The following is a 26,104-nucleotide window of genomic DNA, read 5'->3' on the forward strand; positions in this document are numbered from 1 at the left end:
TTTAATGCCGCATTTTTTTATTGAACGCCCCGTTTTCGCCTGGGTAGTGGCGCTTTTTATCGTTCTGGCAGGACTCCTGTCTATTCCCCGTTTGCCGGTTGCGCAGTATCCGGCGGTGGCGCCCCCTGGAATCATTATTTCCGTCAGTTACCCGGGGGCCAGCCCCGATGTCATGAACACGTCGGTGATATCGTTAATCGAGCGCGAAATCTCTGGCGTAGATAATTTGCTCTACTTTGAATCATCCAGTGACACAACCGGTTCAGCATCGATTACCGTTACGTTTAAACCGGGCACGGACATCAAGCTGGCGCAGATGGATCTGCAGAATCAGATTAAGATCGTCGAGCCTCGTCTACCTCAGGCGGTAAGGCAAAACGGCATTAACGTTGAGGCCGTTAACTCTGGGTTTTTAATGATGGTGGGGCTGAAGTCCGCGACGGGTCAATTTGAGGAAGCCGATTTAAGCGACTACTTTGCCAGAAATGTCAGTGACGAGCTTCGTCGCGTGCCCGGCGTAGGGAAAGTTCAGCTGTTTGGCGGCGAAAAAGCGCTGCGCATCTGGTTGGATCCCATGAAGCTCCACAGCTACGGGCTTTCGGTGAGTGATGTTCTTACCGCTGTTGGCCAGCAAAATGCCCTTGTTTCGCCTGGTAAAACGGGAGATGAGCCCGCATCTGCAGGACAAGGGGTGACGTATCCCATCACCGTGAAGGGACAACTCTCCTCGGTAGAGGCGTTCAGAAATATCACCCTGAAATCTGACGCATCCGGCGCCCGCCTGAAATTGTCCGACATTGCGCGGATTGAATCTGGCCTGCAAAGCTACGCCTTTGGTATCCGTGAAAATGGCGTGCCCGCAACGGCGGCGGCAATCCAGCTCTCGCCTGGCGCGAATGCAATGAGTACAGCTTCCGGCGTACGGGCGCGCATCGACGAGCTTTCCCGGGTGTTACCCGAAGGAATGGTGTTTACGGTTCCCTTCGATACCGCGCCGTTTGTGAAACTTTCTATCATGAAGGTTGTTCAGACATTTGTAGAGGCGATGGTCCTGGTCTTCCTGGTTATGCTGCTGTTTCTGCACAAGATACGCTGTACGCTTATCCCGGCGATTGTTGCGCCCGTCGCACTTTTTGGCACCTTCACGGTGATGCTATTGAGCGGCTACTCCATCAATATTCTGACGATGTTCGGCATGGTCCTGGCGATAGGGATTATCGTTGATGATGCCATCGTGGTTGTGGAGAACGTTGAACGACTGATGGAGGAAAAAAGCCTGTCCCCGCGTGACGCCACGCGGCAAGCCATGCAGGAAATCACCCCGGCGATTATAGGCATCACGCTGGTACTAACCGCCGTCTTTATCCCCATGGGGTTTGCCGAAGGATCCGTCGGGATTATCTACCGACAATTTTGTATTTCCATGGCAGTCTCCATATTGCTGTCCGCGTTTCTTGCCCTGACGCTGACGCCTGCCCTGTGCGCAACGTTACTCAAGCCGCATAAGGCAGAAAAGAGCGGAGGTGGAAGGTTCGCAGTCGGGTTTAACGCGCGCTTTCGTTCGCTCACCGCCTGTTACGAAGCCGGGCTGGGTGCCGTTCTGAAGCGAACCGGGCGTATGCTGCTCCTGTACGCTGCGCTTTGTGCTGCGCTGTTTTTGGGATTGTCTTCGTTACCGTCGTCCTTTCTGCCGGATGAAGATCAGGGCTACTTTATGTCCTCAATCCAACTGCCTTCTGATGCCACAATGCAGCGTACCCTCGACGTGGTTAAAAAATTTGAAGAGGAAATTGCGGCCCGACCGGATATTGAAAGCAACATTATGATCCTGGGGTTTGGATTTTCAGGTTCAGGACCAAATTCGGCTATGGCCTTCACCACGCTGAAGGACTGGAAAGATCGGCAGGGCTCGACGGCCCAGGGGGAAGCCGACCGGATACAGGCCAGTATGGCAAACGTCCCTGATGCCGTCACGATGAGCCTGCTCCCGCCGGCCATTTCGGATATGGGCACCTCCTCGGGCTTCACCTGGTACGTGCAGGACAGAGCGGGACTAGGCTACGAGGCGTTAAAGCGCGCTGCCGACGCACTGGTCCTGCAAGCCAACCAACGCCCTGAACTCAGTGACGTCTATATAGACGGACTTCCGGAAGGAACAAGCCTTGCGCTCCAGGTTGATAGAGAAAAGGCGGAAGCGATGGGCGTCTCATTCGATGAAATCAACCAGACGCTCTCCGTCACCCTGGGCTCAAATTACGTCAATGACTATACGAATAACGGCCGCGTTCAGCAGGTGATTATTCAGGCCGATGCGCCCCACCGAATGCAGCCAGAGCAGATACTGACATTATCAGTGAAAAACCGGATGGGACAGATGGTGCCGGTATCGACGTTTGCCACGCTTTCCTGGAACGTTGCGCCGCAGCAGTTGACGCGTTATCAGGGATATTCGGCTATTCGCATTACCGGAAATGCGGCGCCGGGAGAGTCCAGCGGCACCGCAATGAAGGTTATGGAGAACGTGTCCAGGAGTCTGCCTCAGGGCATGGCTGGCGAGTGGGCCGGGAGTTCATTGCAGGAGAGAAAATCGGAATCTCAGCTTCCGGGCCTTATCGTCCTGTCGATACTGGTCGTGTTTATGGTGCTGGCCGCCCTGTATGAGAGCTGGTCTATTCCTTTTGCGGTCATGCCGGTTGTTCCGCTGGGTCTTATCGGCGCGGTGATAGCGGTGTCCGTTACCGGCATGACGAATGACGTTTTCTTCAAGGTCGGCCTGATTACGCTTATCGGCCTGTCGGCCAAGAACGCCATTCTGATTGTTGAATTTGCCAGGCAGCTCCATCGACAGGGGCAGCCCCTGCTGGCTGCAACCATTCATGCTGCCAGCCAGCGTCTGCGCCCCATTCTGATGACGTCGTTAGCCTTCACCTTAGGGGTTGTTCCGTTGATGCTGGCCAATGGTGCGAGCGAGAGTACGCAGCATGCCATCGGTACCGGCGTATTTGGCGGAATGATTAGCGGTACGCTTCTCGCGATCTTCTTCGTACCGGTTTTCTTTATCGTCATCGCGCGCTTCATCGATAACCTCAGCAAAGCGTGAATACCCTTGCGGGATCGCGCTTTCTCGCTGGTTGGATGAGGTGAACGTGTTGCCGGGTGATATACTGGACTAATGCTGAAATTTTGAGTCCCCGCGAGTCCGCGACGCATTCTTCGGGGCATGCGTCTTCGGAGAAGTGCGAGAAATATCGTGACACAAGGGGCTGTGAGTGGGCTATAATTTCGAGCTAATTTCGAATGATTTTGAAATACTGCCTGTAACACTATGAATTACAAGGCAAAATAAGCAATGAATATAAGGATTAAAGCTATGGGTTTTCTTTCCGGTAAGCGCATTCTGGTGACTGGCGTTGCCAGCAAACTGTCCATCGCATACGGCATCGCTCAGGCAATGCATCGCGAAGGCGCTGAGCTGGCGTTCACCTACCAGAACGACAAGCTGAAAGGCCGTGTTGAAGAGTTTGCCGCGCAGCTGGGTTCCAGCATTGTTCTGGAATGTGACGTTGCACAAGACGAAAGCATCGATGGCATGTTTGCTGAACTGGCAAAAGCATGGCCGAAATTCGATGGTTTCGTTCACTCCATCGGCTTCGCTCCTGGCGACCAACTGGACGGCGACTACGTGAACGCGGTTACCCGTGATGGCTTCAAAATCGCTCACGACATCAGCTCTTACAGCTTCGTGGCGATGGCTAAATCTTGCCGCGCGATGCTGAACCCAGGCGCAGCTCTGCTGACCCTGTCCTACCTGGGCGCTGAACGTGCTATCCCTAACTACAACGTCATGGGTCTGGCGAAAGCCTCTCTGGAAGCCAACGTACGCTATATGGCGAACGCAATGGGTCCTGAAGGCGTGCGCGTTAACGCCATCTCTGCAGGTCCTATCCGCACCCTGGCAGCTTCCGGTATTAAAGATTTCCGTAAAATGCTGGCACACTGCGAAGCGGTTACCCCGATTCGTCGTACCGTTACCATTGAAGATGTGGGTAACTCTGCAGCATTCCTGTGCTCTGACCTTTCCGCTGGTATCTCCGGCGAAGTGGTTCACGTTGACGGTGGCTTCAACATCGCTGCAATGAACGAGCTGGAAATTAAATAAGCTGTGACTCTCTTCCCGCACGGGAAGAGAGTTTTTCCCTCCGCACCACCCCTTCGTTATTCCGTTCTGCTATTTGTTATCACCTAACAATATTTTTCCCTTTATCAGCCTTACGCCAGGATATTGATCGCCATTTTGAGATCAAGGAACGCACATGGAACAACGCCGTTTTTCCGGCAAAGGCCACTGGTACCACGAAACCCAGTCCAACCACGCGCAAACGGATGTTCTGCCCCTGGTGCCCGAAGCCGCTAACGTCGACGATCGTTTTTTGCTCGATTTAGCCCTGCCTGATGAGATTGTCGCCGCCTGTACAGGCTGGCTTACTCCTGCCAGAGCCTTATGCCAACTGCTGTTTCCGCTCTCAGTTCCCGTGAATCGCCTGCAAACGCTCAGCGCTTACGATCGGCTCAGTACCGCGTTAACCGTTGCGCAGGCCTGCGGCGTTCAGCGGCTGTGTAACCACTACGCCGCCCTCCTCGCCCCGCTTCCCGGCCCGGACTCCTCGCGTGAAAGCAACCGACGTCTGGCGCAAATCACCCAGCATGCCCGCCAGCTCGCCAGCTCTCCTGATGTCATTGATGATAAAGCCCGGAACCAGCTTGATGAGGTGGGCCTGTCAACCTACGACATTGTGGTGATTAACCAGATTATCGGCTTTATTGGTTTTCAGGCTCGCGTAGTCGCGGTGTTTCAGGCTCTGCTGGGACATCCTGTTCGCTGGTTGCCGGGCCATCATATTCAGCCGCACACCCTGCCCACGCCCCATGACGCGTGGGTACCGCTTTTACCCGTCGTCGAACTGCGCTATGCAAGTGCACATCAGCTTGAATCTCTCTCCCGCTGGCAGTCGGAACCCGCGCTTGAAGCGCTGACGCCGGTTCTTTGCCATGAACCGACGCTACTCGACCTGACGGGAGAAATCCTGATCAATATTCGCGAAGAGATTTCTCTTACCTCTCCCGCACTTTCGGCAGCAACAGAACTGCTGACACGCTCTCCTGACCGCTTCAGCGCCGCACAGTTTACCCCGCTCATGGATGCAGGACTCCCTGCCGTACACGCGATCGAACTGCTAAGCCAAAGCGCATTTGATGGCTGGCTCAATCGCCTGAACGTCGCGTTTGGTAAAGAGGAATAACCATACTAATTACCCAAAGAGCGCTTGCTGATACAGTGAGAATCGCGTAAAACTGTCAGCCGCTCAATGGCTACGAAAATAGAACATTATGTTTCAGGACAACCCGCTGCTAGCGCAGCTTAAACAGCAACTGCATTCCCAGACGCCGCGTGCAGAAGGGGTCGTAAAAGCCACAGAAAAGGGTTTTGGCTTCCTTGAAGTTGACGCGCAGAAAAGCTATTTCATTCCGCCACCGCAGATGAAAAAAGTGATGCATGGCGATCGCGTCATGGCCGTCATTCATACCGAGAAGGATCGTGAGTCCGCCGAGCCGGAAGAACTGATCGAACCGTTCCTGACCCGTTTTGTGGGCAAGGTGCAGAGAAAAGACGATCGTCTTTCTATCGTGCCGGATCACCCCCTGCTGAAAGATGCTATTCCCTGCCGCGCCGCCCGTGGCGTTGAGCATGATTTTAAAGAAGGTGACTGGGCCGTAGCAGAAATGCGCCGTCATCCTCTGAAAGGCGATCGCGGTTTTTATGCTGAATTGACCCAGTTCATCACCTTTGGGGACGACCATTTCGTGCCGTGGTGGGTGACGCTTGCACGCCATAATCTTGAAAAAGAGGCGCCGAATGGCGTTGCAACTGAGATGCAGGATGAAGGCCTGGTTCGTCGCGATCTCACTGCCCTGGAATTTGTCACCATTGACAGCGCCAGTACAGAAGATATGGATGATGCCCTCTACGCTGAAGAGAGTGCCGATGGCAAACTGCATTTGACCGTTGCCATTGCGGACCCAACCGCGTGGATTGCAGAAGGCAGCAAGCTGGACGATATGGCGAAAACCCGCGCGTTCACAAACTATCTGCCGGGCTTTAACATTCCGATGCTGCCGCGCGAGCTGTCTGACGACCTCTGTTCACTGCGTCCACATGAAGTGCGTCCGGTACTTGCCTGCCGCATGACCATCGCTGCAGATGGCACGATTGAAGATGATATTGAGTTCTTCGCCGCGACCATTGAATCAAAAGCCAAGCTGGCTTATGACAACGTTTCCGACTGGCTGGAGAACGCCGGCAGCTGGAAACCGGAATCAGACGCCATTGCCGCTCAGATTCGTCTGCTGCACCGTATCTGTCTGAACCGCGGCGAGTGGCGTAAAACCCATGCGCTGGTGTTCAAAGACCGTCCGGATTACCGCTTTGTTCTGGGTGAAAAAGGCGAAGTGCTGGATATCGTGGCCGAGCCACGACGCATTGCCAACCGCATTGTTGAAGAAGCGATGATTTCTGCCAACATTTGCGCCGCTCGCGTGCTGCGTGACAAACTGGGCTTTGGCATTTACAACGTCCACACTGGATTTGATCCGGCCAATACCGAAGCGCTGGCAGCCTTGCTGAAAAATCACGATGTGCACGTTGATCCAGAAGAAGTACTGACGCTGCCGGGCTTTTGCAAGCTTCGTCGCGAGCTTGACGCACAGCCTTCTGGTTTCCTGGATAGCCGCATTCGTCGCTTCCAGTCCTTCGCGGAAATCAGCACAGAGCCAGGCCCGCACTTTGGTCTTGGCCTGGAAGCCTACGCGACCTGGACATCCCCGATCCGTAAGTATGGCGATATGGTTAACCACCGCCTGCTGAAAGCGATTATCAAAGGCGAAACGATTGCACGTCCTCAGGACGATGCCACCCTGCAGATGGCCGATCGTCGTCGTCTGAACCGGATGGCAGAACGTGACGTTGGGGACTGGCTGTACGCGCGTTTCCTGAAGGACAAAACCGGTACAGATACCCGCTTTGCTGCGGAGATCATTGATATCAGCCGTGGCGGTATGCGCGTCCGTCTGGTGGATAACGGTGCTGTCGCCTTTATCCCTGCTCCGTTCCTGCACGCTGTCCGTGACGAAATGGTCTGTAGCCAGGAAAATGGGACTGTGCAAATTAAAGGTGAAACGGTTTACAAAGTCACAGATGTGATTGACGTAAACATCGCTGAAGTTCGCATGGAAACCCGCAGCATTATCGCGCGCCCTGTCGCCTGATAGACTGTTAAAATGTCGGTCCTTTCTTTGCAGGAGAGGCCGACATTTTACTTTTATCTTTCACCACAAAATCATCACTTTTTCTTACTATTTTCAATCTCCCTCCGCCCAAACTCACCATAATTATCTACAGTAAAAGAGTGTTGTTATATTCGGTTACGTGAATTTTTATACGCTACGTATCCTTTTTAGCGTGACTCGTTTTATTATAAGAATTCAGGGAAAAAACAATAAGTTCACTTCGGTTTTGCCGCTGTTTCACAACGGAAAAGTCGACAGCAAATGAATAATTTGTGCGCTAATGAGCAGCTGCGGGAGAATACATGATGGACGATCTGGAGCAGAATTTGCTGTTTCGTTACATGGGCACTCACAGCCCATGGTGGCGATTATCAGCTGACAGCAACGCTCTGCATCTTGCCGCAAGTGAAAATGCCGACGTGACTCAGGTGGTGTCGCTGGACGACGAACAGGCTGGCCTCATCCGTCAGTTAACTGTTATTACCTCCAGCATTTCAATGACGCTCTCTTTGTACGGGGAAAATGTCCCTGTCCATCTTGTCGGACGCAAAATAACCCGCAATGAGTGGGCTGGCACCGCTTCCTCCTGGAATGATACCCCCTCCGTGGCCCGCGATCTGGCACAGGGTCTCTCATTTGCGGAACAGGTAGTCTCAGAGGCCAACTCCGTCATTGTTATTCTCGATCATAACGGTAATATCCAGCGTTTTAACCGACTAAGTGAAGAGTACACCGGCCTGAAAGAACAGGAAGTCATTGGCCAGAACGTGTTTAAGCTCTTTATGAGCCGCAGCGAAGCAGCAGCTTCAAAGCGCAATATTACCGGTTTCTTTCGTAATGGCAGTTCGTATGAAGTCGAACGCTGGATCAAAACGCGAAAAGGACAAAGATTGTTTCTGTTCAGAAACAAATTCGTTCACAGCGGCAGCGGTAAAAATGAAATTTTTCTTATCTGTTCCGGTACCGATATTACAGAGGAACGCCGTGCTCAGGAGCGGCTGCGCGTGCTGGCCAATACCGACACCATCACCGGGTTGCCAAACCGCAATGCGATCCACGAACTGATTTCAGATGCCATCGACAGCCGTGGTGAAACGCAGGTTGGTGTGGTCTATCTCGATCTCGATAACTTCAAAAAGGTCAACGATGCCTACGGGCATATGTTTGGCGATCAGCTGCTTCAGGCTGTCGCCCTCGCTATTTTGAGTTGTCTTGATGAAGGCCAGATACTGGCTCGACTCGGCGGTGATGAGTTTATTGTCATGGCCACAAATACCTCGCAGGGTTCTCTGGAAGCAATGGCGTCGCGCATTTTAACCCGTCTGCGCCAGCCGTTCAGAATTGGTCTGATTGAAATTTACACCGGTTGTTCTCTGGGTATCGCGCTCGCACCACAGCATGGCATTGACCGGGAAAGCGTCATTCGCAATGCCGATACTGCGATGTACACCGCCAAAGAGAACGGACGGGGTAAGTTTTGTGTCTTCTCACCTGAGATGAACCAGCGCGTGTTTGAATATCTCTGGCTAGACACCAACCTGCGTAAAGCGCTTGATAACGATCAGTTGCTGATCCACTACCAGCCCAAAATAACCTGGCGTGGGGAAGTCCGTAGCCTTGAAGCGCTGGTCCGCTGGCAGTCACCAGAACGCGGTTTGATCCCTCCGCTGGAATTTATCTCTTATGCCGAAGAGTCGGGTTTGATTGTGCCCTTAGGTCGCTGGGTGATGCTGGACGTGGTTCGCCAGATCGCTAAATGGCGCGACAAGGGGATTAATCTGCGCGTGGCCGTGAACGTCTCTGCGCGCCAGCTGGCCGATCAGACTATTTTCAGTGATTTAAAACAGGCGCTCAAAGATCTGAACTTTGAATACTGTCCTGTGGACGTTGAGTTAACCGAAAGCTGTCTTATCGAGAACGAAGAGCTGGCGCTTTCAGTAATCCAGCAGTTCAGCAAGTTAGGGGCGCAAATTCATCTGGATGATTTTGGCACGGGCTACTCTTCGCTCTCGCAACTGGCCCGGTTCCCGATCGATGCCATTAAACTCGATCAATCTTTTGTCAGGGATATTCATAAGCAATCCATCTCCCAGTCCCTGGTTCGCGCCATTGTTGCGGTGGCGCAGGCGTTAAATCTGCAGGTGATTGCGGAAGGCGTGGAAAGTGCAAAAGAAGACGCCTTTCTGACTAAGAATGGCGTCAACGAACGGCAGGGTTTTCTTTTTGCTAAGCCGATGCCCGCTGCCGTATTCGAGCGATGGCTAAAACGATATCAATCGCGAAATCAGCGTTAACTGGCTTTGCGTAAACCCGCCGCATGATGGCGGTTTTGCAGCATAACCAGACGCTCCATATAGGCGATATCTTTTGGCTCGAGGCAGAATGCGGCATCAACCCAGTCTTCTGTAATGTCCATCAGCTCGCTGCGGGGCAATTGCAGAACGCGTGTACGGGCACGTAACATTGATCTTATACCGTTCAATTTTGGCCGCAGCGTGTCGATAAATGTCCTGACAGAGACGTAGCTTTGTCCAGGTTCAAACAGCACATCCACCAGCCCGTGCTGTTCGTACCATTCTGCCGTATGCGATTCCCCTTTATAGATGAGTTCCTCTGCCAGTTTCATACCGGAGCGACGTGCAACAAGTGAATATCCCCCCATGCCCGGGAACAGGTTGAAGGCAATCTCGGGGAAACCTAAACGGGCATCGCGCTGAGCCATTACGAAATGGTGCGCCAGAGCGGCCTCAAACCCGCCACCTAACGCACTGCCTTCTACCATTGCCAGCGTGATAGCCCCCGTATCAAACCCGCGTGATGCCGCATGAACGCAATCAACGCATGCACGTGCATATGCCCGTAACGCTTCTCGACGTCCGTTCTGAATGCACTCGACGAAGAACTGTAAATCACCTCCTGTATTGTACATTTCAGGAACCAGCGATCCGGTTACCCAAAAATCGACCTCAAAACCAGACTGACGCACCAACCATGAGAGGTTCATGATCTCCTCAATTAGCGCATGATTGAAGCAAGGACGCGGCTGGGCCTGCAGCATCATCCAGACTGTACGGCGCTCCGCCTCGTAATACCCTGATAACTGCGTGAAACGTTTAGAATCGGTAAACAGTGTGCATGTAGGCTGATTGATAACTGTCATAGTCTAATTCCTCTTATAAAAAAGCGCCTTGCGCGCAGTTTTAGACTAATCCACTCATTAAGCCCACTGCATGAGAGGGAATAAATTTATCACTGTTGTTTATGTAATTTAGTTATTGCATTTTTTCCCTTCTCTTTTGATCCTATTTTCTGCATCATTGAAAATATTAACTTTTCGCTCCTGGGGTGAGATTATGTCTACTATTGATGCACAAGCTGTAGCACAACGTATTGATACCGTGCTGGATATCCTGGTGGCGGGCGATTATCACTCTGCGATCCGTAATCTTGAGATCCTGAAGTCTGAACTTCTTGCTCAGAATGGTGCCGACAATGCGCCAGAAAACCGTCAGCCAAAGGCGCCGTGGGAAGTTTAACCCCAGCGTTCCCGACCTCGTTTCGCTTTATTAAATGGATGCTATGAATTCCCGACAACAAATCATTTTGCAGATGGTCATCGATCAGGGGCGCGTAAGCGTGGTCGATCTTGCTAAAACCACGGGTGTTTCTGAAGTCACCATCCGTCAGGATCTTAATCTGCTGGAAAAACAGAGCTACCTCCGTCGTGCGCATGGATATGCTGTCCCACTCGACAGCGAAGACGTTGAAACGCGAATGATGAATAACTACGCGCTTAAACGTGAACTGGCAGAATTTGCCGCGTCTTTAGTGAACAATGGTGAGACCGTTTTTATTGAAAACGGCAGCAGCAATGCCCTTCTGGCGCGTACGCTTGCCGATCAAAAAGACGTTACCATCATCACGGTCAGCAGCTATATCGCGCATTTACTCAAAGAAACACGCTGTGAAGTGATTTTGCTAGGGGGAATTTACCAGAAAAAAAGTGAAAGTATGGTAGGTCCTCTGACACGCCAGTATGTCCAGCAGGTTCATTTCAGCAAGGCGTTTATCGGGATCGACGGCTGGCAACCGGAGACAGGTTTCACCGGCCGGGATATGATGCGTTCTGACGTAGTAAATGCTGTACTCGAAAAAGAATGTGAAGCCATTGTGCTTACGGATAGCTCTAAATTTGGCGCTGTTCACCCTTATACAATGGGGCCAATTTCTCGCTTTAGTCGCGTCATTACCGATGAACGTTTGAGCGACGTCCACCGTAATAAACTGGAAGATGACGGACTCATCGTCAATATTATTAAAACCCCCGCCTGAGCACATTATGCGCCCGACTTTCGGGCGCATACGCAGCCCATTCTCTGAGATGATTCCTAACCTCCCTTTAAGAGTTTTTACCTGTTTAAGCTGGCCTAAAGTCGTAAAATTAATGTTAGCGATATAACAGGAAGTGACTATCACCTGCGTGATTACGTAACGCCTGCGCGACCAGCTTTCGCGGAGAACAGAATTAAGTATTCGATTCGTCTATACTTAATGTGTACATCTTTCCGTGAATCGATAATTCAGGAGAAAGTATTATGACCTTAACCAGCAAAAAAGTAGCCGCCGCTGTTCTGGCAATCACTGTAGCAATGTCCCTGAGCGCTTGCTCTAACTGGTCTAAACGTGACCGCAACACCGCTATTGGTGCCGGTGCCGGTGCTCTCGGTGGTGCAGTATTAACAGATGGTAGTACGCTGGGGACATTAGGTGGGGCGGCTGTCGGTGGTATTATCGGTCACCAGGTTGGCAAATAATAATTCGATAAGCCATCCCCGATATTACGCTATTTAGAACGCATTTCAGGTCTGACTTACGCACGTATATAAAACAAGCCACGGCATTTGTCGTGGCTTATTTCTGTTAGCCGCCTGCCAGCTTAACTTTCATGCCTTTGGCTTCGAGCAGCGATTTAATTAAATCGCGTTTATCACCCTGAATTTCGATTATGCCGTCTTTCACGGCACCACCGCAGCCACATTTCTTTTTCAGTTCAGCCGCCAGCTTTGCCAGTTCCGCATCATCCAGATCGATTCCGGAGATAAGGCATACCCCCTTTCCTTTTCGCCCACTGGTCTGACGCTGGATCCGAACAATACCGTCCCCCTTCGGACGTTCCGCTTTCGTTTTCGGTTCGTCTATCCGTCCGCTTTCGGTAGAGTAAACAAGACGGCTGTTGGAATCTGTCATTACGCCCCCTTTTTCAGCGACGCGTTGATAGCCTTAAGGGTCTCTGCCGGGTTCGCAGACTGCGTCACCGGACGTCCGATGACCATGTAATCAACACCTGCAGCCAGTGCCTGTTCAGGCGTCATAATACGGCGCTGATCGCCCACTTCACTGCCTGCAGGGCGGATCCCCGGGGTAACAAGTTTAAAATCCTGCCCCAGGACTGATTTGAAACGCACCGCTTCCTGAGCCGAACAGACAACACCATCAAGACCGCAATTTTGTGTCAGACGTGCGAGGCGCTCAGCATGTTCCGCAGGTGACAACGTCACACCCAGGTCGCGTAAATCACTTTCGTCCATACTGGTCAGCACGGTGACCGCAATCAGCAGCGGTGCATCTTTACCGAACGGCAGAAGCGCTTCGCGGGCGGCCGTCATCATTCTTGCTCCACCCGACGCATGAACGTTAACCATCCATACCCCCAGCTCCGCGGCGGCTGCAACAGCGTGCGCCGTGGTATTTGGAATATCATGGAATTTAAGGTCGAGGAAAACGTCAAAGCCGCGCTGTTGCAGATCGCGTACGATTTGCGGCCCAAACAGCGTGAACATCTCTTTGCCAACTTTAAGACGGCAGTCGCGAGGATCGATACCGTCGACAAAGGCCAGAGCTGCGTCGCGCTTATTGTAATCAAGCGCAACAACAACAGGAGAATCCGTAATTACGCGGGAAGTGGAGGAAGTAACAGACGTCATGACCAGCCCTTTTCGTCTATGGGCGCGCAGCGGCGCGGAACAGATAAACGGCGAGCATTCTACCTGCCACCGCTGCAAATTGACAGAATCCATTTGTTTTCCTGCCAGACTGGCAAACCGCACGGAGTTCAGGAAGCGGTAAGCATCATCAGTATGTTGTAACTAAAATGCAGTGTTTTAAAAAATTACTGCCCGTCGAGGCCACGAATTGGCTTGATGGTGGACCATGCACGGCATGAAGGACAGTGCCAGTAGAGCGTATACGCCGTAAACCCGCACTTCTGGCAACGATAGCGCGGCTTGCTGCGCACCTGCTCGCCTACCATGTCGCGCAGCACCATCAGGCTCTCTTTAGCACGCCCCTCTTCAGCATCATTCAGGTGGTAATCCATCAGCTTATGGAATACCCGCATGGTTGGATGACGCTGCAGCTGACGCGTAATATAAACCTGCGCGGTGTCGCTCCCCTCATACTTCTCAACCACGTCTGAAAGCATCAGCTCTGCGGTCGCACCGGTATTCTCTTCCACACAACGACGCAGGAACGCCACCCACTCTTCCTGCTTATCCAACTGTTGATAGCAGGTTTGCAGCATCTCCAGCGTTTCACTGACCAGCTCTTTGTCCTGGTCGATAACACGCAGCAAGCTTTCAACGGCTTTGGCGTAATCGCCATTCGCCATAAAGACGCGCCCCATCATGATCGAAATACGCGCGCTATTACGATCGGCGGCGGCGCCTTTCTTCAACAACGCCATGGCTTTGTCCATGTCGTCGCTGCCCATCTGCTGAAGGGCTAATTCGCAGTAGAAATGCGCTATCTCTACGCGCTGTTTATCTTTACCCAGCTTAACCAGACGTTCCGCTGTATCGATAGCTTTTTGCCAGTCGCTGGTGGCCTGATAAATCTGCAGCAGCTGCTGTAGTGCACCGATACGGAAATCAGTTTCATCCACCAGCTGCGAGAACATATCTTCAGCACGATCGTACAGCCCTGCGGCCATATAATCCCGCCCCAGCTGTTGTACCGCAAGGAGTCGCTGGTCGTAGGTCAGGGAGGCGCTTTCCATCAGGGTCTGGTGGATACGAATTGCGCGGTCAACCTCGCCGCGTGAGCGGAACAGGTTCCCCAGGGTGAGATGCGCTTCAACGGTTCCCGTATCCTCTTTCAGCATATCGAGGAACAGGTCTACCGCTTTGTCCTGCTGATTACTCAGCAGGAAGTTAACCCCCGCAACGTAGTCACGGGAGAGTCGGTTGGCCTCATCCTGCTTTGTTTGTTGCGCACTTCTGCGGCCCATATACCAGCCATAGGCTGCGGCTACAGGCAAAAGCAGAAATAACAACTCCAGCATAGTCGATTATTCCTTCACGACCGGCACACCAGAGCTTTCCGGAATGTCGGACGCAGGCGCAATGTTATTTTCGAGGCGTTTAATTTTACGTTCAGCGCGCGCAAGAGAAACACGGACTTTCAACCAGAAAAGACCACAAACCAGCCAGCCAATGGCAAAGCCCGCAGCAAATAAGACCGCCAGCAGGCTCGATACCCGGTACTCGCCCTGCGCCAGCAGATAGTTAAACGTCACCTGTTGGTCGTTTTGTGCACCCAATGTGACTGAAATGACAAAAATCGCCAATACCAGTAAGAAAATGAGTAAATATTTCACATTACTTCCCGTTATGTGGTTCAAGCGAATAAAGTGTGTTCAATTCACCGCAATCAGTCTTATAAACTACCATTTTAGTGACGGGCGCGAAACGGAAAAAGTAACGTGCCAGCTATGGATTTATGGGCGAAAGACGGATTATCAACCGTCAACCGTCAACCGTCACTTTGCTCCCTTTCGGCAATTTCTTCTTTCTCTTCGAGCGGTGGCGTTAACGGACCGCAGAGTCGTTCGGCAAGCCAGGTCGCCAGCGTGACCAGCAGCCATGAGATCAGCGTAGCGACCGCCAGGTCCTGCGGCCAATGCATCCCCAGCAATAGGCGGCTGCCCATCACTCCTGTCGCCCAGGCCAGTAAAATCACGATAGTCACGGTTCGACGTCTCGGCCAGAGTAATCCAACGCCCAGTAACGCCCAACTGGCCGCAAACATAGTGTGGCCAGAAGGAAACGCGAACCCCGTCTCTTTTTGCCAGTGTTTACGCAAAAACTTCGGAATATCCTGCTGTTCAGCAAGCTGTTCTTTCACCAGTGCGCCACGATCTTTACGTTTTAAATTGTAGAATTCATCCACAGGAATATGGTGAGTTTTTTCCAGCCAGACGACAAAAGGCCGTGGCTCCTGAACGCGATCTTTAACCCAGGATTTCACGCCCTGACCAATCAAAATGGCAGCACCGAGGATCGCAAAAAGCATTAGCGCCGCCCGCAGTCGAAAACGCAGACACCACAGAAACCACGCGCAGAGAAGGACGTGAGTAATAATTCCCCACGGCTGGGTGACGGTTTCCGTTATCCAATATAACGTTTTCAGCCATGCCGCATTCTGCCCGGGCTGCCACATCCAGCCCGAAACCCATACGGCCAGAGGCATAATCAGTAAAATGGCCGCACCTGCTGCCGTACGTCTGGCGATTGAAAGCATGTCTTCTCCTTTTTTGCTAAGCGTCACAATCATAACTGAAATTTATTCGATACGTGGATATGTCGGATCGTGCGTTTAACGTTCATATAGCATGGTGCCCATTAGGTGAACATGCTGAGCTTGTGGCAAAATGAACTGATACAGAAAGCAAAACAGGCGAAAGGCACGGCACGTGTCAGCCTACTCTGGAGAATCACATGCAGCTTAAACGTGTGGCAGAAGCCAAACTGCCAACCCCATGGGGCGATTTCCTGATGGTGGGATTTGAAGAACTGGCAACCGGACAGGATCATGTCGCGCTGGTGTACGGCGACATTTCAGGGCAGACACCGGTTCTGTCCCGCGTACATTCGGAGTGTCTGACGGGTGATGCGTTGTTCAGCCTGCGCTGTGATTGCGGTTTCCAACTGGAAGCAGCGCTGACTCACATCGCAGAGGAAGGCCGTGGGGTTCTGCTCTATCACCGTCAGGAAGGCCGTAACATTGGTCTGCTGAATAAAATCCGCGCCTACGCGCTGCAGGACCAGGGCTACGATACGGTGGAAGCGAACCATCAGCTCGGCTTTGCCGCCGATGAACGTGACTTCACCCTGTGCGCCGATATGTTCAAGCTTTTGGGTGTAGATGAAGTTCGTCTGTTGACCAATAACCCGAAAAAAGTGGAAATCCTGACCGAGGCGGGGATCAATATTGTTGAGCGTGTACCGCTGATTGTGGGCCGCAATCCTAAAAATGCCCACTATCTTGATACCAAAGCCGCAAAAATGGGCCACCTGCTGAAAGAGTAAGAGCAAAAAGCCCGGCGCACGTGCCGGGCTGGTTTCGTCAATCCAGCATCTTACGAATCACGTAATGTAAAATACCGTCGTTCTGGTAATAGGTCAGCTCTGTTGCCGTATCAATACGACACCGGCACTCCAGTACCTCGGTTTTTCCGTCTGCCCGCGTTAATTTCACTGGCACCGTTTTACCAGGCTGTAAATTTTGCAGACCACTAATGTCAATCTGCTCCTCTCCGCTCAGGCCCAGCGTTTTACGCGTGACGCCCTGCGGAAACTCAAGCGGTAGGATCCCCATCCCAATAAGATTCGAGCGGTGAATTCGTTCGAACGATTCGGCAATGACCACACGAACACCAAGCAGGCGCGGACCTTTCGCTGCCCAGTCACGGCTTGAGCCAGAACCGTACTCTTTCCCGGCGATCACCGCCAGCGGCGTACCTTCCTGTTGATATTTGACAGCCGCATCATAAATCGAAACGACTTCCGTACCTGGCAGATGGCGCGTCATGCCCCCTTCCACGCCCGGAACCATCTCGTTACGAATGCGAATATTGGCAAACGTGCCGCGCATCATGACTTCATGGTTACCGCGACGCGACCCGTAGGAGTTAAAATCACGGCGTTCGACACCCCGGCTTTGCAAATAACGGCCTGCCGGGCTGTCGGCTTTGATGCTCCCTGCCGGAGAGATATGGTCCGTAGTGACAGAATCTCCCAGCATCGCCAGAATGCGCGCACCGTGGATATCTTTAAGCGGCGCAGGTTCAGCCTGCATTTCATCGAAGAACGGCGACAGGCGAATATAGGTCGAATCATCCTGCCAGTCATAGGTATCCGACCCTGCGACGTTGATGGCTTTCCATTCCGGCGTACCTTCAAAGACTTCCGCATACTCTTTGCGGAACATCTCGGTTGACACTTTTTCAACGGCCAGCGCGATCTCACGCGAAGACGGCCAGATATCCTTCAGGTAGACCGGGTCATTCTTACGATCGTGACCAATAGGGTCGGTCACCAGGTTGATATTCATGTTTCCGGCCAGGGCATATGCCACCACCAGCGGAGGCGAGGCGAGCCAGTTGGTTTTCACCAGCGGATGTATGCGCCCTTCAAAATTTCGGTTGCCGGAAAGGACCGCACCTACCGTCAGATCACCCTGTTTGATCGCCGTTTCAATCGGTTCCGGGAGTGGGCCCGAGTTACCGATACAGGTAGTACAACCATAACCCACCAGGTTGAAGCCCAGTTCATCGAGATACGGTGTCAGTTTGGCCTGAGCCAGGTAATCCGATACGACTTTGGATCCTGGTGCCAGCGAAGCCTTGACCCACGGCTGAGGTTTTAGCCCAAGCTCAACCGCTTTTTTGGCCAGCAAACCTGCCGCCATCAATACGCTGGGGTTGGAGGTATTGGTACAGGAGGTAATGGCTGCAATAACTACCGCGCCATCCGGGAGCTGATACTGATGCCCGTTCAGGACATAGTCGATCGGGCGATGATCTTTTTGCGCCACGTTCACTTCCAGCGCATTGCAGGCGGCAAACGCTTTGGGCACGTCATTCAACGCGACCCGATCCTGAGGGCGTTTCGGCCCGGCAAGGCTCGCCTCAACGCTGCCCATATCGAGCTCAAGCGTGCTGGTGAAGACCGGTTCATCGCCCGGGTTGCGCCACATGCCCTGCGCTTTGGTATAGGCTTCCACCAGCGCGACCTGCTCTTCGCTGCGACCGCTAAGCCGCATGTATTCCAGCGTCACATCATCGATGGGGAAAAAGCCGCAGGTTGCACCATATTCCGGAGACATATTGGCAATGGTGGCGCGGTCGGCCAGCGGCAGCGAATCCAGCCCATCACCATAGAATTCAACAAATTTACCTACCACACCATGCTTACGCAGCATCTGAGTGACGGTGAGTACCAGATCGGTAGCTGTTATGCCCTCTGACAGTTTGCCGGTGAGCTTGAAGCCCACCACATCCGGGATGAGCATGGATACCGGTTGGCCGAGCATCGCGGCTTCGGCTTCGATACCACCAACCCCCCAACCCAGTACGCCAAGACCGTTGATCATGGTGGTATGTGAATCCGTTCCCACCAGCGTGTCCGGATAAGCCACCCACTCTTTATCCTGCAGTTCACTCCAGACGGCTTTACCCAGGTACTCAAGGTTAACCTGATGGCAAATTCCGGTGCCTGGTGGCACGACGCTAAACCGGCTGAATGCCTGTTGTCCCCACTTCAGGAAGACATAGCGCTCGTGGTTGCGCTCCATCTCCAGACGTACGTTTTCACCAAAGGCGTCGTCATCACCAAAGCGGTCGACGGTTACGGAGTGGTCAATGACGAGATCCACAGGCGAAAGCGGATTCACTTTTGCGGTATCCCCGCCGAGGCGTTTAACGGCCTCGCGCATAGCGGCTAAATCAACCACTGCGGGAACACCGGTGAAGTCCTGCATCAGGACCCGGGCCGGGCGATAAGCGATTTCTCTGTCGGCGTGGGCATGCTTCAACCACCCTGCCAGCGCCTGGATATCTTCGAGGGTGACAGAATCACCATCCTGCCAGCGTAAGAGATTTTCCAGTAAAACTTTCAAGGACTTGGGTAAACGCGAAATGTCCCCAAGCGTCCTGGCAGCCAGCGGCAGGCTGTAGTAATGCCAGGTTTTATTTTCTGCCTGTAATGTGTCCTTACTGGCTTCGCGTAGGGTTAACGACATAAGCTCCTCCTTAATTACAGAGATGTCCTGACAATCATCAGGGCCGTAATTAAAGATAACACAAAGACGCTGTAACGTTTTGATAACAACCCAAATTGATAAATTCAGATGTGTTCAGAAGGTGAAAACAAAAAACCCCGCCGCAGCGAGGTTTTACAATTTAACGGAAGGCCAGCCATATGAGCTGGCTCCAGAACAGAATCGACACGGTAAAAACGCCGATCCATGACCAGTATTTATGAGACGTCATGTTATTCATCATAGGGACACCAGGCATTATTTATAAACGTTTCCGAGGTCGCCCTCGGTTCTATATTGCTGATGTGTATTTATTAAAGAGTACAAAAATGCGGAGTCACTATTCAGACTATTTGCATCATTACGCAATCAACTAAATTATTGTTTTTTGGGTTCGTCTTCCGCGAACACATCAATAAAGGCTTGCTGCTGCGGCGTCAGTTTCCAGGATGCAGGCACAGTATTCGCAGGTGCTTTCCGCACCTTGTGACCATTGTCACGATGCTGACGCATCTGTTTTACCGTCTCTGTTCGTACCGTCAGTGCCATAGTTAACCCCAATATTTCCAGGCCAGGAGAGCAACCACCGCCCAAAAGGAGGCGGAGACGAGAAAGACCGCCAGCCAGGCTTTACGCTTAAGCGCAGGATCCCTTTGCGGTTCTTCACTTCCAGAAGGCATTGCTAACCTCATACAATCGACATCGCTTATCATTTAGGACCAAACAATTGGTACAATTAATCATCTGTTGAGATAAATCCTAAAGAAACTTTAGCCGAAAAGCCAGTGAATTTATGCATTGGGAGGTATGAAATATCCAATCTTTTGACCAGAAATAAATAACTGAAAAGAAATATTTGCGAAGCGTCAAATTAGTTTCTACTTTTGTCGCCAATTCACGACATTATAACCCTGCAGATAAAATGGGTAATGACATTATATGGCAGGGGAAGCGTAGATGATGATAATTCTAATTTAGCTTTGAGACGTTATTTCGGTATCTTTCCCTGATGGAAAGATACCGGGAGTGATTATTTTGCCGGGAGTTTGATGTCTTTAAACATCTCTTCAATATCTTCATTCGAGCGTAATGCGACGGCAGTATCAACCACGTCACGTGTTAAATGCGGGGCAAAGCGCTGAATAAAATCATACATATAGCTACGCAGGAAGGTACTGCGACGGAATCCAATTTTCGTTGTGCTGTGGCTGAAAATATCGTGCGCATCAAGACGCACCAGATCGGGGTCTGAAACCGGATCAACCGCCATGCTGGCAATAACACCCACCCCAAGGCCAAGCCGTACATAGGTCTTAATAACGTCAGCATCGGTGGCGGTAAAGACAATACGCGGCGTTAACCCTGCGCGGTTAAAGGCGGTATCAAGTTCTGACCGTCCGGTGAAGCCGAATGTATAGGTCACTAAAGGATATTGCGCCAGCTCTTCAATAGTCACCGACCCTTTACCCGCCAACGGGTGATCGGGAGTCACCACAATCGAACGGTTCCAGTGGTAGCACGGGAGCATAACCAGATCGTCATACAGGTGAAGTGCTTCCGTCGCGATGGCAAAATCCGCGTTTCCCTTCGACACCGCTTCAGCAATTTGCGTCGGTGACCCCTGATGCATATGCAAAGAGACGCGTGGATAACGCTCAATAAAGCCCTTAATAACACCTGGCAAGGCATAACGCGCCTGGGTATGCGTCGTGGCAATATACAGTGAGCCTTTATCCGGCCAGGTATGCTCCCCCGCCACAGACTTAATCGCGTCGACTTTAGAGAGGACTTCCCGCGCAATGCGGATGATTTCCTGTCCTGCTGGCGTTACCTGCGTGAGATGTTTGCCGCTGCGGGCGAAAATCTGGATACCTAATTCGTCCTCCAGCATACGCACTTGTTTGCTGATGCCAGGTTGCGAGGTATAAAGCCCCTCAGCGGTAGACGAGACGTTAAGGTTGTGATTCACCACCTCAACGATATAACGAAGCTGCTGTAATTTCATGCCAGACCATCCGATTTAGCGCATGCGGTCAATCGCTTAAGACGATTTAATAATAAAAAACAGATTAACTATAACCACTATATCATTTATAGCCTGACTGTATAGTACGGAACAAAAAATAATAACAAGGTAATAAAAAAGGGCCGGAAATCCGGCCCTTTTACAGGTAAGTTACGGTTAGGGAAGATTATTTCTTGCCTTCAACCCATTTGCCATCGACAAAGAAGGCTGACCATCCGGTCGCTTTACCCTCTTTCTCTGCCGCAACGTACTGCTGCTTAGTTTTACGGCTAAAACGCACCACGGTTTTGTTGCCTTCCGGATCCTGCTGTGGCGCATCGGCCAGATACCGCAGTTTCTCAGGTAGACGATCGCGGAAGCGATGCAGCTCTTCCACCAACGGTGCGCGCGTTTCACGCGATTTCGGGAAGGTGTTGGCGGCAAGGAAGACACCTGCGGCGCCGTCACGCAACACGAAGTACGCGTCTGATTTCTCACACGGCAACTCAGGCAGCGGAACTGGATCTTCCTTCGGCGGCGCCACCTCACCGTTACGCAGAATTTTGCGCGTGTTTTTACACTCGTCGTTAGTACACGCCATGTACTTACCGAAACGCCCCATTTTCAGGTGCATTTCAGAACCACACTTCTCGCACTCCACAATTGGACCGTCATAGCCTTTGATGCGGAATTCACCCTCTTCGATCTCGTACCCGTCACACGTTGGGTTATTACCGCACACGTGCAGTTTACGTTTTGGATCGATCAGGTAGCTGTCCATTGCCGTGCCGCATTTTTTACAACGGCGTTTGGCGCGCAGGGCGTTGGTTTCTGCATCATCACCTTCCAGCACGTTAAGAACTTCGTTCTCAGGAACCAGGTTAATGGTGGTTTTACAGCGCTCTTTTGGCGACAGCGCATAACCGGAGCATCCCAGGAACACGCCTGTTGTTGCAGTACGGATCCCCATCTTACGGCCACAGGTTGGGCAGTCGATACTGGTCAGTACCATCTGGTTAGGCAGCATCCCGCCTTCTTCAGGATCTTTCTCCGCTTTTTCAAGCTGACCGGTAAAGTCGCTGAAGAAGCTGTCGAGTACCTTTTTCCATTCCGCCTGATGGCTGGCAACCTGGTCGAGGCTGTCTTCCATCTGCGCGGTGAAATCGTAATTCATCAACTCGCGGAAGTTGGCTTCCAGACGGTCAGTCACGATTTCACCCATTTTCTCCGCATAGAAACGACGGTTTTCAACGCGTACGTAGCCACGGTCCTGAATGGTCGAGATGATTGACGCGTAGGTCGACGGACGACCAATACCGCGTTTTTCCAGCTCTTTCACCAGGGAGGCTTCACTGAAGCGCGCAGGCGGCTTGGTAAAGTGCTGAGCCGGGATCAATTCGACCAGAGACAGCTCGTCACCTTTGTTAACCGCCGGCAACGTGCGGTCTTCATCACCTTTACGCAACGCTGGCATGACTTTTGTCCAGCCATCGAAGCGCAGGATGCGGCCACGCGCCTTCAGTCGGAAATCACCTGCGCCGACAGTCAGCGTGGTGGAGTCGTACTGCGCTGGCGTCATCTGACATGCTACGAACTGGCGCCAGATCAGCTGATAAAGCTTCTGCGCGTCGGCTTCCATGTCTTTCAGCGACTCGGCTAACACAGAGACGTCAGAAGGACGGATCGCTTCGTGCGCTTCCTGAGAGTTCTCTTTGCTGGCGAACTGATTGGCACTTTCCGGCAGGTATTTCTTACCGAAATTGTCACTGATGTAGCCGCGCACCATGTTAACCGCGTCCTGGCTCAGGTTGGTTGAGTCGGTACGCATATAAGTGATGTAACCCGCTTCATACAAACGCTGGGCCATCATCATGGTTTTCTTTACGCCATACCCCAGACGCGTGCTTGCAGCCTGTTGCAGCGTAGAGGTAATAAACGGCGCCCCTGGCTTGCTGCTGGTCGGTTTGTCTTCACGCTCCAGCACCTGATAGCGTGCTTTTTCCAGCAGCGCCACGGCGGCCATGGTCTGGTCGCGGTTTTCCGGACGGAACGGTTTGTCGTTCTGATGGCTCACCTGCAGCGGCAGAGCATCACCGCCCGGCGTGGTCACATTGGCGTCGACTTCCCAGAACTCTTCCGGCACGAAGGCTTTAATTTCACGCTCACGCTCGACGACAAGACGCACAGCGACAGACTGCACACGACCTGCAGACAGGCCACGGGCAATCTTCTTCCACAGCAGTGGAGAAACCATGTAACCCACAACGCGGTCCATAAAGCGACGCGCCTGCTGGGCGTTTACACGGTCGATATTCAGCTCACCCGGCTTCTCAAACGCCTGGCGAATCGCATTCTTCGTAATTTCGTTAAACACTACACGGCTGTAGCGTTTGTCATCACCACCGATCACTTCCCGCAGGTGCCACGCAATGGCTTCCCCTTCGCGGTCAAGGTCGGTTGCGAGATAGATGTGGTCTGCTTTTTCAGCAAGCTGCTTCAGCTCGTTAACGACTTTTTCTTTCCCGGGCAATACTTCATATTGTGCATCCCAGTTATGCCATGGGTTAACCCCCATGCGATTGACAAGCGCGCTACGTTCATCCTTTTTAGGCTTTTTGGCCCCTTTGGTGGAGGTAGAGTCTGCGCTCTTTTTGCTGGCTGAGCCACTGGTCGGCAAATCGCGGATATGACCCACGCTGGACTTAACCACGTAGTCATTACCCAGATACTTATTGATCGTTTTGGCTTTTGCCGGGGACTCAACGATGACGAGAGCTTTACCCATATTCACCTTTACCTAATTTAATTCTTCCAGGAATACGCCGCACGTTGATTTCCCTTCCGCTGACGGCGAGCCATTGATATTGCGGCTGCGTCAGGAGATATCAACCCCTTTGTCTTACCGGGCGGTAAAGAAAAACCGCCCAGGTGATTGAGTTATCGGGTATTTTTCTCACATCTCGTATAATTCGTGACGAATTCCCGGTTGAATGTCAAGCAATTCTGTTGCCAGAATGACGAAAGCGCACACTCTACCTGATAAAATTCGTTACGCAACTTTATTAGCATGCAAAAGCAAATCCCGCCAGCCAGGCCCACGCACCTTATCCCCTCACATTACAGGGAAAATTTGCCCCCGAAGCGCCCCCGGCGTAGACTATTGTCACTGTTTAAGGAGTGGATTATGCAGAATACGACCCAACCTATTGACCGAGCCTCTCTGCTTATCGAAGCAAACAAGCTTATCCGTGACCATGAAGATACGCTGGCGGGCATTGAAGCCACTGGCGTAGATCAGCGCAATGGCGTGCTGATTTTCAGCGGCGAATACTTCCTTGACGAACAGGGGTTACCGACCCCAAAAAGCACTGCCGTGTTTAACATGTTTAAATACCTGGCGCATACGCTTTCTGAGAAATATCACCTGGTCGATTAATGCAAAACGCGAGGCATATGCCTCGCGTTTTTGTTTACAGCAGCGGTTTTTGTCCGCGCTGTAGCCAGCGGAGCAGCAGGCGGTCCGCACTCTCTGCCGCACTGTTGGTGAAGCGGTCAAGCAGGCGCTTACGCTGGGTATAGCGCACGCCAACCAACTCCCTGCCCTCCATCAGATTGAGCAGCAGGTCGTCACTGGTCCCGACTTCATCCACCAGCCCTTTCTCCTGCGCCTGGATACCGTACCAGTGCTCGCCCGTCGCGACCTGTTCAATATCGAGCGCGGGACGCATACGGTGCACGAAGTCTTTAAAGAGGTGATGCGTTTCATTCAGATCTTCACGGAATTTCTGTCTCCCTTCTTCCGTGTTTTCACCGAGCAGGGTGAGCGTGCGTTTGTACTGACCTGCCGTGTGAAGTTCGATATCAATCTCTTTATTCTTCAGGAAACGGTTAAAGTTAGGGATCTGCGCGACCACACCGATTGAACCAATAATGGAGAACGGAGCCGCTACGATTTTATCCGCAACGCAGGCCATCATATAACCTCCGCTCGCCGCCACTTTGTCCACCGCAACGGTCAATGGGATCTGTTTTTCACGCAGACGCTGCAGCTGTGAGGCTGCCAATCCGTAACCGTGAACGACACCGCCGGGGCTTTCAAGACGCACGACAACCTGATCCTGCGGGGTCGCCACGGCCAGAACGGCAGTCACTTCCTCCCGCAATGAGGAAACTTCATGCGCATCCATACTCCCCTTAAAATCGAGTACATAGACGCGTGGGGTGACCTTATCCTGCGGCGCATTGAGCTTCGCTTTTGCCTTTGCCGCTTTGGCTTCCTGTTTGTGCTTTTTCTTCTGCGCTTTCTGCCACAGTTTTTGTTGGTGAGTATCAAGCAGCGCCAGAGACATATCTTCCTGCATCTCTTTATACTGCTCGCTCAGACGGGTGATGTGTAACTCCCCACGCTGACGCTTGCGCTGCGTCAGGTTGACAATCAGAACGGCAACCACTGCGATGGCAATGACAACCGTCGCGATTTTGGCCAAAAACAACCCATATTGAGAAAGTAATTCCACGCGTTCCACCTTGATTTAACCACGAATCTTTCACGGCAGTGTACAACAGCCCTGCCCATGCGTCTCGCTCGTGACATTACCTCTGCGAGCCGCCTTCAGGAATCCCCGGTCAGGCGTTTAAATATTTGCAAATTGTTAATTT

Annotated in this window: 23 protein-coding genes; 10 read left to right on the top strand and 13 right to left on the bottom strand. The window is 52.2% G+C overall.

Annotated features, from left to right (window positions below; genetic code table 11):
- The first annotated feature begins 4 nt into the window (after positions 1–4).
- The 5 genes from AAHF05_RS12065 to pdeR all read left to right on the top strand — a co-directional run bounded on the left by AAHF05_RS12065 (position 5) and on the right by pdeR (position 9,638).
- Positions 5–3,100, top strand: a complete 3,096-nt coding sequence (locus tag AAHF05_RS12065) for a multidrug efflux RND transporter permease subunit (protein WP_129323456.1) — start codon at positions 5–7, stop codon at positions 3,098–3,100.
- A 270-nt stretch (positions 3,101–3,370) separates the two neighbouring features.
- The gene (gene fabI / locus AAHF05_RS12070) at positions 3,371–4,159 is read left to right on the top strand and encodes an enoyl-ACP reductase FabI (protein WP_003856831.1); all 789 of its coding nucleotides are present in this window, start codon (positions 3,371–3,373) and stop codon (positions 4,157–4,159) included.
- A gap of 154 nt (positions 4,160–4,313) precedes the next feature.
- A complete protein-coding gene (locus tag AAHF05_RS12075; protein WP_374936334.1) occupies positions 4,314–5,300 on the top strand; it encodes a CMD domain-containing protein in 987 nt (328 codons plus the stop codon).
- A gap of 88 nt (positions 5,301–5,388) precedes the next feature.
- Positions 5,389–7,323 (top strand): exoribonuclease II, encoded by a 1,935-nt coding sequence (locus tag AAHF05_RS12080; RefSeq protein ID WP_332616675.1) that lies wholly within the window; start codon positions 5,389–5,391, stop codon positions 7,321–7,323.
- A gap of 323 nt (positions 7,324–7,646) precedes the next feature.
- Positions 7,647–9,638 carry a cyclic di-GMP phosphodiesterase gene (gene pdeR, locus AAHF05_RS12085; RefSeq protein ID WP_129323454.1) on the top strand — a complete coding sequence of 664 codons (1,992 nt, stop codon included), beginning with the start codon at positions 7,647–7,649 and terminating at the stop codon, positions 9,636–9,638.
- Here pdeR and AAHF05_RS12090 read toward each other — a convergent pair.
- Entirely contained in the window at positions 9,635–10,504 is an 870-nt protein-coding gene (locus AAHF05_RS12090; protein WP_129323453.1) for a crotonase/enoyl-CoA hydratase family protein, read from the bottom strand. The two genes, pdeR and AAHF05_RS12090, sit on opposite strands and share 4 nt — an antisense overlap.
- Positions 10,505–10,697: 193 nt before the next feature.
- On the opposite strand from AAHF05_RS12090, the gene AAHF05_RS12095 reads away from it, so the two are divergent.
- The 3 genes from AAHF05_RS12095 to osmB all read left to right on the top strand — a co-directional run bounded on the left by AAHF05_RS12095 (position 10,698) and on the right by osmB (position 12,158).
- The gene (locus AAHF05_RS12095; RefSeq protein ID WP_024907126.1) at positions 10,698–10,880 is read left to right on the top strand and encodes a hypothetical protein; all 183 of its coding nucleotides are present in this window, start codon (positions 10,698–10,700) and stop codon (positions 10,878–10,880) included.
- 43 nt (positions 10,881–10,923) lie between these two features.
- A complete protein-coding gene (locus tag AAHF05_RS12100) occupies positions 10,924–11,676 on the top strand; it encodes a DNA-binding transcriptional regulator YciT (protein WP_028018807.1) in 753 nt (250 codons plus the stop codon).
- A 263-nt stretch (positions 11,677–11,939) separates the two neighbouring features.
- On the top strand, positions 11,940–12,158 hold the full coding sequence (osmB, locus tag AAHF05_RS12105) for an osmotically-inducible lipoprotein OsmB (protein WP_028018806.1): 219 nt from the start codon (positions 11,940–11,942) through the stop codon (positions 12,156–12,158).
- 106 nt (positions 12,159–12,264) lie between these two features.
- On the opposite strand, the gene yciH is transcribed toward osmB, so the two are convergent.
- The 5 genes from yciH to pgpB form a co-directional block, all read right to left on the bottom strand.
- Positions 12,265–12,591 (bottom strand): stress response translation initiation inhibitor YciH, encoded by a 327-nt coding sequence (yciH, locus tag AAHF05_RS12110; RefSeq protein WP_028018805.1) that lies wholly within the window; start codon positions 12,589–12,591, stop codon positions 12,265–12,267.
- Positions 12,591–13,328 carry an orotidine-5'-phosphate decarboxylase gene (gene pyrF, locus AAHF05_RS12115; RefSeq protein ID WP_129323478.1) on the bottom strand — a complete coding sequence of 246 codons (738 nt, stop codon included), beginning with the start codon at positions 13,326–13,328 and terminating at the stop codon, positions 12,591–12,593. The genes yciH and pyrF overlap by 1 nt, the downstream gene beginning before the upstream one ends.
- Positions 13,329–13,513: 185 nt before the next feature.
- Positions 13,514–14,683 carry a lipopolysaccharide assembly protein LapB gene (lapB, locus tag AAHF05_RS12120; protein ID WP_129323452.1) on the bottom strand — a complete coding sequence of 390 codons (1,170 nt, stop codon included), beginning with the start codon at positions 14,681–14,683 and terminating at the stop codon, positions 13,514–13,516.
- Between the two features lie 6 nt (positions 14,684–14,689).
- On the bottom strand, positions 14,690–14,998 hold the full coding sequence (locus AAHF05_RS12125; RefSeq protein WP_023312067.1) for a LapA family protein: 309 nt from the start codon (positions 14,996–14,998) through the stop codon (positions 14,690–14,692).
- A 155-nt stretch (positions 14,999–15,153) separates the two neighbouring features.
- A complete protein-coding gene (gene pgpB / locus AAHF05_RS12130) occupies positions 15,154–15,921 on the bottom strand; it encodes a phosphatidylglycerophosphatase B (protein ID WP_028018802.1) in 768 nt (255 codons plus the stop codon).
- A 197-nt stretch (positions 15,922–16,118) separates the two neighbouring features.
- Between pgpB and ribA the strand changes: the two genes are divergently transcribed.
- Complete coding sequence (gene ribA / locus AAHF05_RS12135; RefSeq protein WP_028013401.1) at positions 16,119–16,709, top strand: GTP cyclohydrolase II; 591 nt, start codon at positions 16,119–16,121, stop codon at positions 16,707–16,709.
- A gap of 37 nt (positions 16,710–16,746) precedes the next feature.
- Here the strand turns inward: ribA and acnA are convergent, their stop codons facing one another.
- The 6 genes from acnA to topA form a co-directional block, all read right to left on the bottom strand.
- Entirely contained in the window at positions 16,747–19,422 is a 2,676-nt protein-coding gene (gene acnA, locus AAHF05_RS12140; protein WP_129323451.1) for an aconitate hydratase AcnA, read from the bottom strand.
- A gap of 160 nt (positions 19,423–19,582) precedes the next feature.
- A complete protein-coding gene (gene ymiC / locus AAHF05_RS12145) occupies positions 19,583–19,681 on the bottom strand; it encodes a small membrane protein YmiC (protein ID WP_032666976.1) in 99 nt (32 codons plus the stop codon).
- Between the two features lie 137 nt (positions 19,682–19,818).
- On the bottom strand, positions 19,819–19,989 hold the full coding sequence (locus tag AAHF05_RS12150) for a hypothetical protein (protein WP_032666965.1): 171 nt from the start codon (positions 19,987–19,989) through the stop codon (positions 19,819–19,821).
- A gap of 2 nt (positions 19,990–19,991) precedes the next feature.
- A complete protein-coding gene (locus AAHF05_RS12155) occupies positions 19,992–20,132 on the bottom strand; it encodes a YmiA family putative membrane protein (protein ID WP_218064857.1) in 141 nt (46 codons plus the stop codon).
- Positions 20,133–20,470: 338 nt separating this feature from the next.
- Positions 20,471–21,445, bottom strand: a complete 975-nt coding sequence (gene cysB, locus AAHF05_RS12160) for an HTH-type transcriptional regulator CysB (protein ID WP_006175683.1) — start codon at positions 21,443–21,445, stop codon at positions 20,471–20,473.
- Between the two features lie 187 nt (positions 21,446–21,632).
- On the bottom strand, positions 21,633–24,230 hold the full coding sequence (topA, locus tag AAHF05_RS12165) for a type I DNA topoisomerase (RefSeq protein WP_114977042.1): 2,598 nt from the start codon (positions 24,228–24,230) through the stop codon (positions 21,633–21,635).
- Between the two features lie 399 nt (positions 24,231–24,629).
- Between topA and AAHF05_RS12170 the strand changes: the two genes are divergently transcribed.
- The gene (locus AAHF05_RS12170; protein WP_129323450.1) at positions 24,630–24,881 is read left to right on the top strand and encodes a YciN family protein; all 252 of its coding nucleotides are present in this window, start codon (positions 24,630–24,632) and stop codon (positions 24,879–24,881) included.
- A 34-nt stretch (positions 24,882–24,915) separates the two neighbouring features.
- Here the strand turns inward: AAHF05_RS12170 and sohB are convergent, their stop codons facing one another.
- Positions 24,916–25,962, bottom strand: a complete 1,047-nt coding sequence (sohB, locus tag AAHF05_RS12175; RefSeq protein WP_129323449.1) for a protease SohB — start codon at positions 25,960–25,962, stop codon at positions 24,916–24,918.
- Positions 25,963–26,104: the final 142 nt, after the last annotated feature.

The sequence above is a fragment of the Enterobacter adelaidei genome (assembly GCF_041937165.1).
In the GTDB taxonomy this organism is placed as follows: Bacteria; Pseudomonadota; Gammaproteobacteria; order Enterobacterales; family Enterobacteriaceae; genus Enterobacter; species Enterobacter adelaidei.

Bases quoted from the DNA above. Each gene is read 5' to 3' on its own strand.
- AAHF05_RS12065 (WP_129323456.1), top strand. From the start codon at position 5: ATGCCGCATTTTTTTATTGAACGCCCCGTTTTCGCCTGGGTAGTGGCG.
- fabI (WP_003856831.1), top strand. From the start codon at position 3,371: ATGGGTTTTCTTTCCGGTAAGCGCATTCTGGTGACTGGCGTTGCCAGC.
- AAHF05_RS12075 (WP_374936334.1), top strand. From the start codon at position 4,314: ATGGAACAACGCCGTTTTTCCGGCAAAGGCCACTGGTACCACGAAACC.
- AAHF05_RS12080 (WP_332616675.1), top strand. From the start codon at position 5,389: ATGTTTCAGGACAACCCGCTGCTAGCGCAGCTTAAACAGCAACTGCAT.
- pdeR (WP_129323454.1), top strand. From the start codon at position 7,647: ATGATGGACGATCTGGAGCAGAATTTGCTGTTTCGTTACATGGGCACT.
- AAHF05_RS12090 (WP_129323453.1), bottom strand. From the start codon at position 10,504: ATGACAGTTATCAATCAGCCTACATGCACACTGTTTACCGATTCTAAA.
- AAHF05_RS12095 (WP_024907126.1), top strand. From the start codon at position 10,698: ATGTCTACTATTGATGCACAAGCTGTAGCACAACGTATTGATACCGTG.
- AAHF05_RS12100 (WP_028018807.1), top strand. From the start codon at position 10,924: ATGAATTCCCGACAACAAATCATTTTGCAGATGGTCATCGATCAGGGG.
- osmB (WP_028018806.1), top strand. From the start codon at position 11,940: ATGACCTTAACCAGCAAAAAAGTAGCCGCCGCTGTTCTGGCAATCACT.
- yciH (WP_028018805.1), bottom strand. From the start codon at position 12,591: ATGACAGATTCCAACAGCCGTCTTGTTTACTCTACCGAAAGCGGACGG.
- pyrF (WP_129323478.1), bottom strand. From the start codon at position 13,328: ATGACGTCTGTTACTTCCTCCACTTCCCGCGTAATTACGGATTCTCCT.
- lapB (WP_129323452.1), bottom strand. From the start codon at position 14,683: ATGCTGGAGTTGTTATTTCTGCTTTTGCCTGTAGCCGCAGCCTATGGC.
- pgpB (WP_028018802.1), bottom strand. From the start codon at position 15,921: ATGCTTTCAATCGCCAGACGTACGGCAGCAGGTGCGGCCATTTTACTG.
- ribA (WP_028013401.1), top strand. From the start codon at position 16,119: ATGCAGCTTAAACGTGTGGCAGAAGCCAAACTGCCAACCCCATGGGGC.
- acnA (WP_129323451.1), bottom strand. From the start codon at position 19,422: ATGTCGTTAACCCTACGCGAAGCCAGTAAGGACACATTACAGGCAGAA.
- ymiC (WP_032666976.1), bottom strand. From the start codon at position 19,681: ATGAATAACATGACGTCTCATAAATACTGGTCATGGATCGGCGTTTTT.
- AAHF05_RS12150 (WP_032666965.1), bottom strand. From the start codon at position 19,989: ATGGCACTGACGGTACGAACAGAGACGGTAAAACAGATGCGTCAGCAT.
- AAHF05_RS12155 (WP_218064857.1), bottom strand. From the start codon at position 20,132: ATGAGGTTAGCAATGCCTTCTGGAAGTGAAGAACCGCAAAGGGATCCT.
- cysB (WP_006175683.1), bottom strand. From the start codon at position 21,445: ATGAAATTACAGCAGCTTCGTTATATCGTTGAGGTGGTGAATCACAAC.
- topA (WP_114977042.1), bottom strand. From the start codon at position 24,230: ATGGGTAAAGCTCTCGTCATCGTTGAGTCCCCGGCAAAAGCCAAAACG.
- AAHF05_RS12170 (WP_129323450.1), top strand. From the start codon at position 24,630: ATGCAGAATACGACCCAACCTATTGACCGAGCCTCTCTGCTTATCGAA.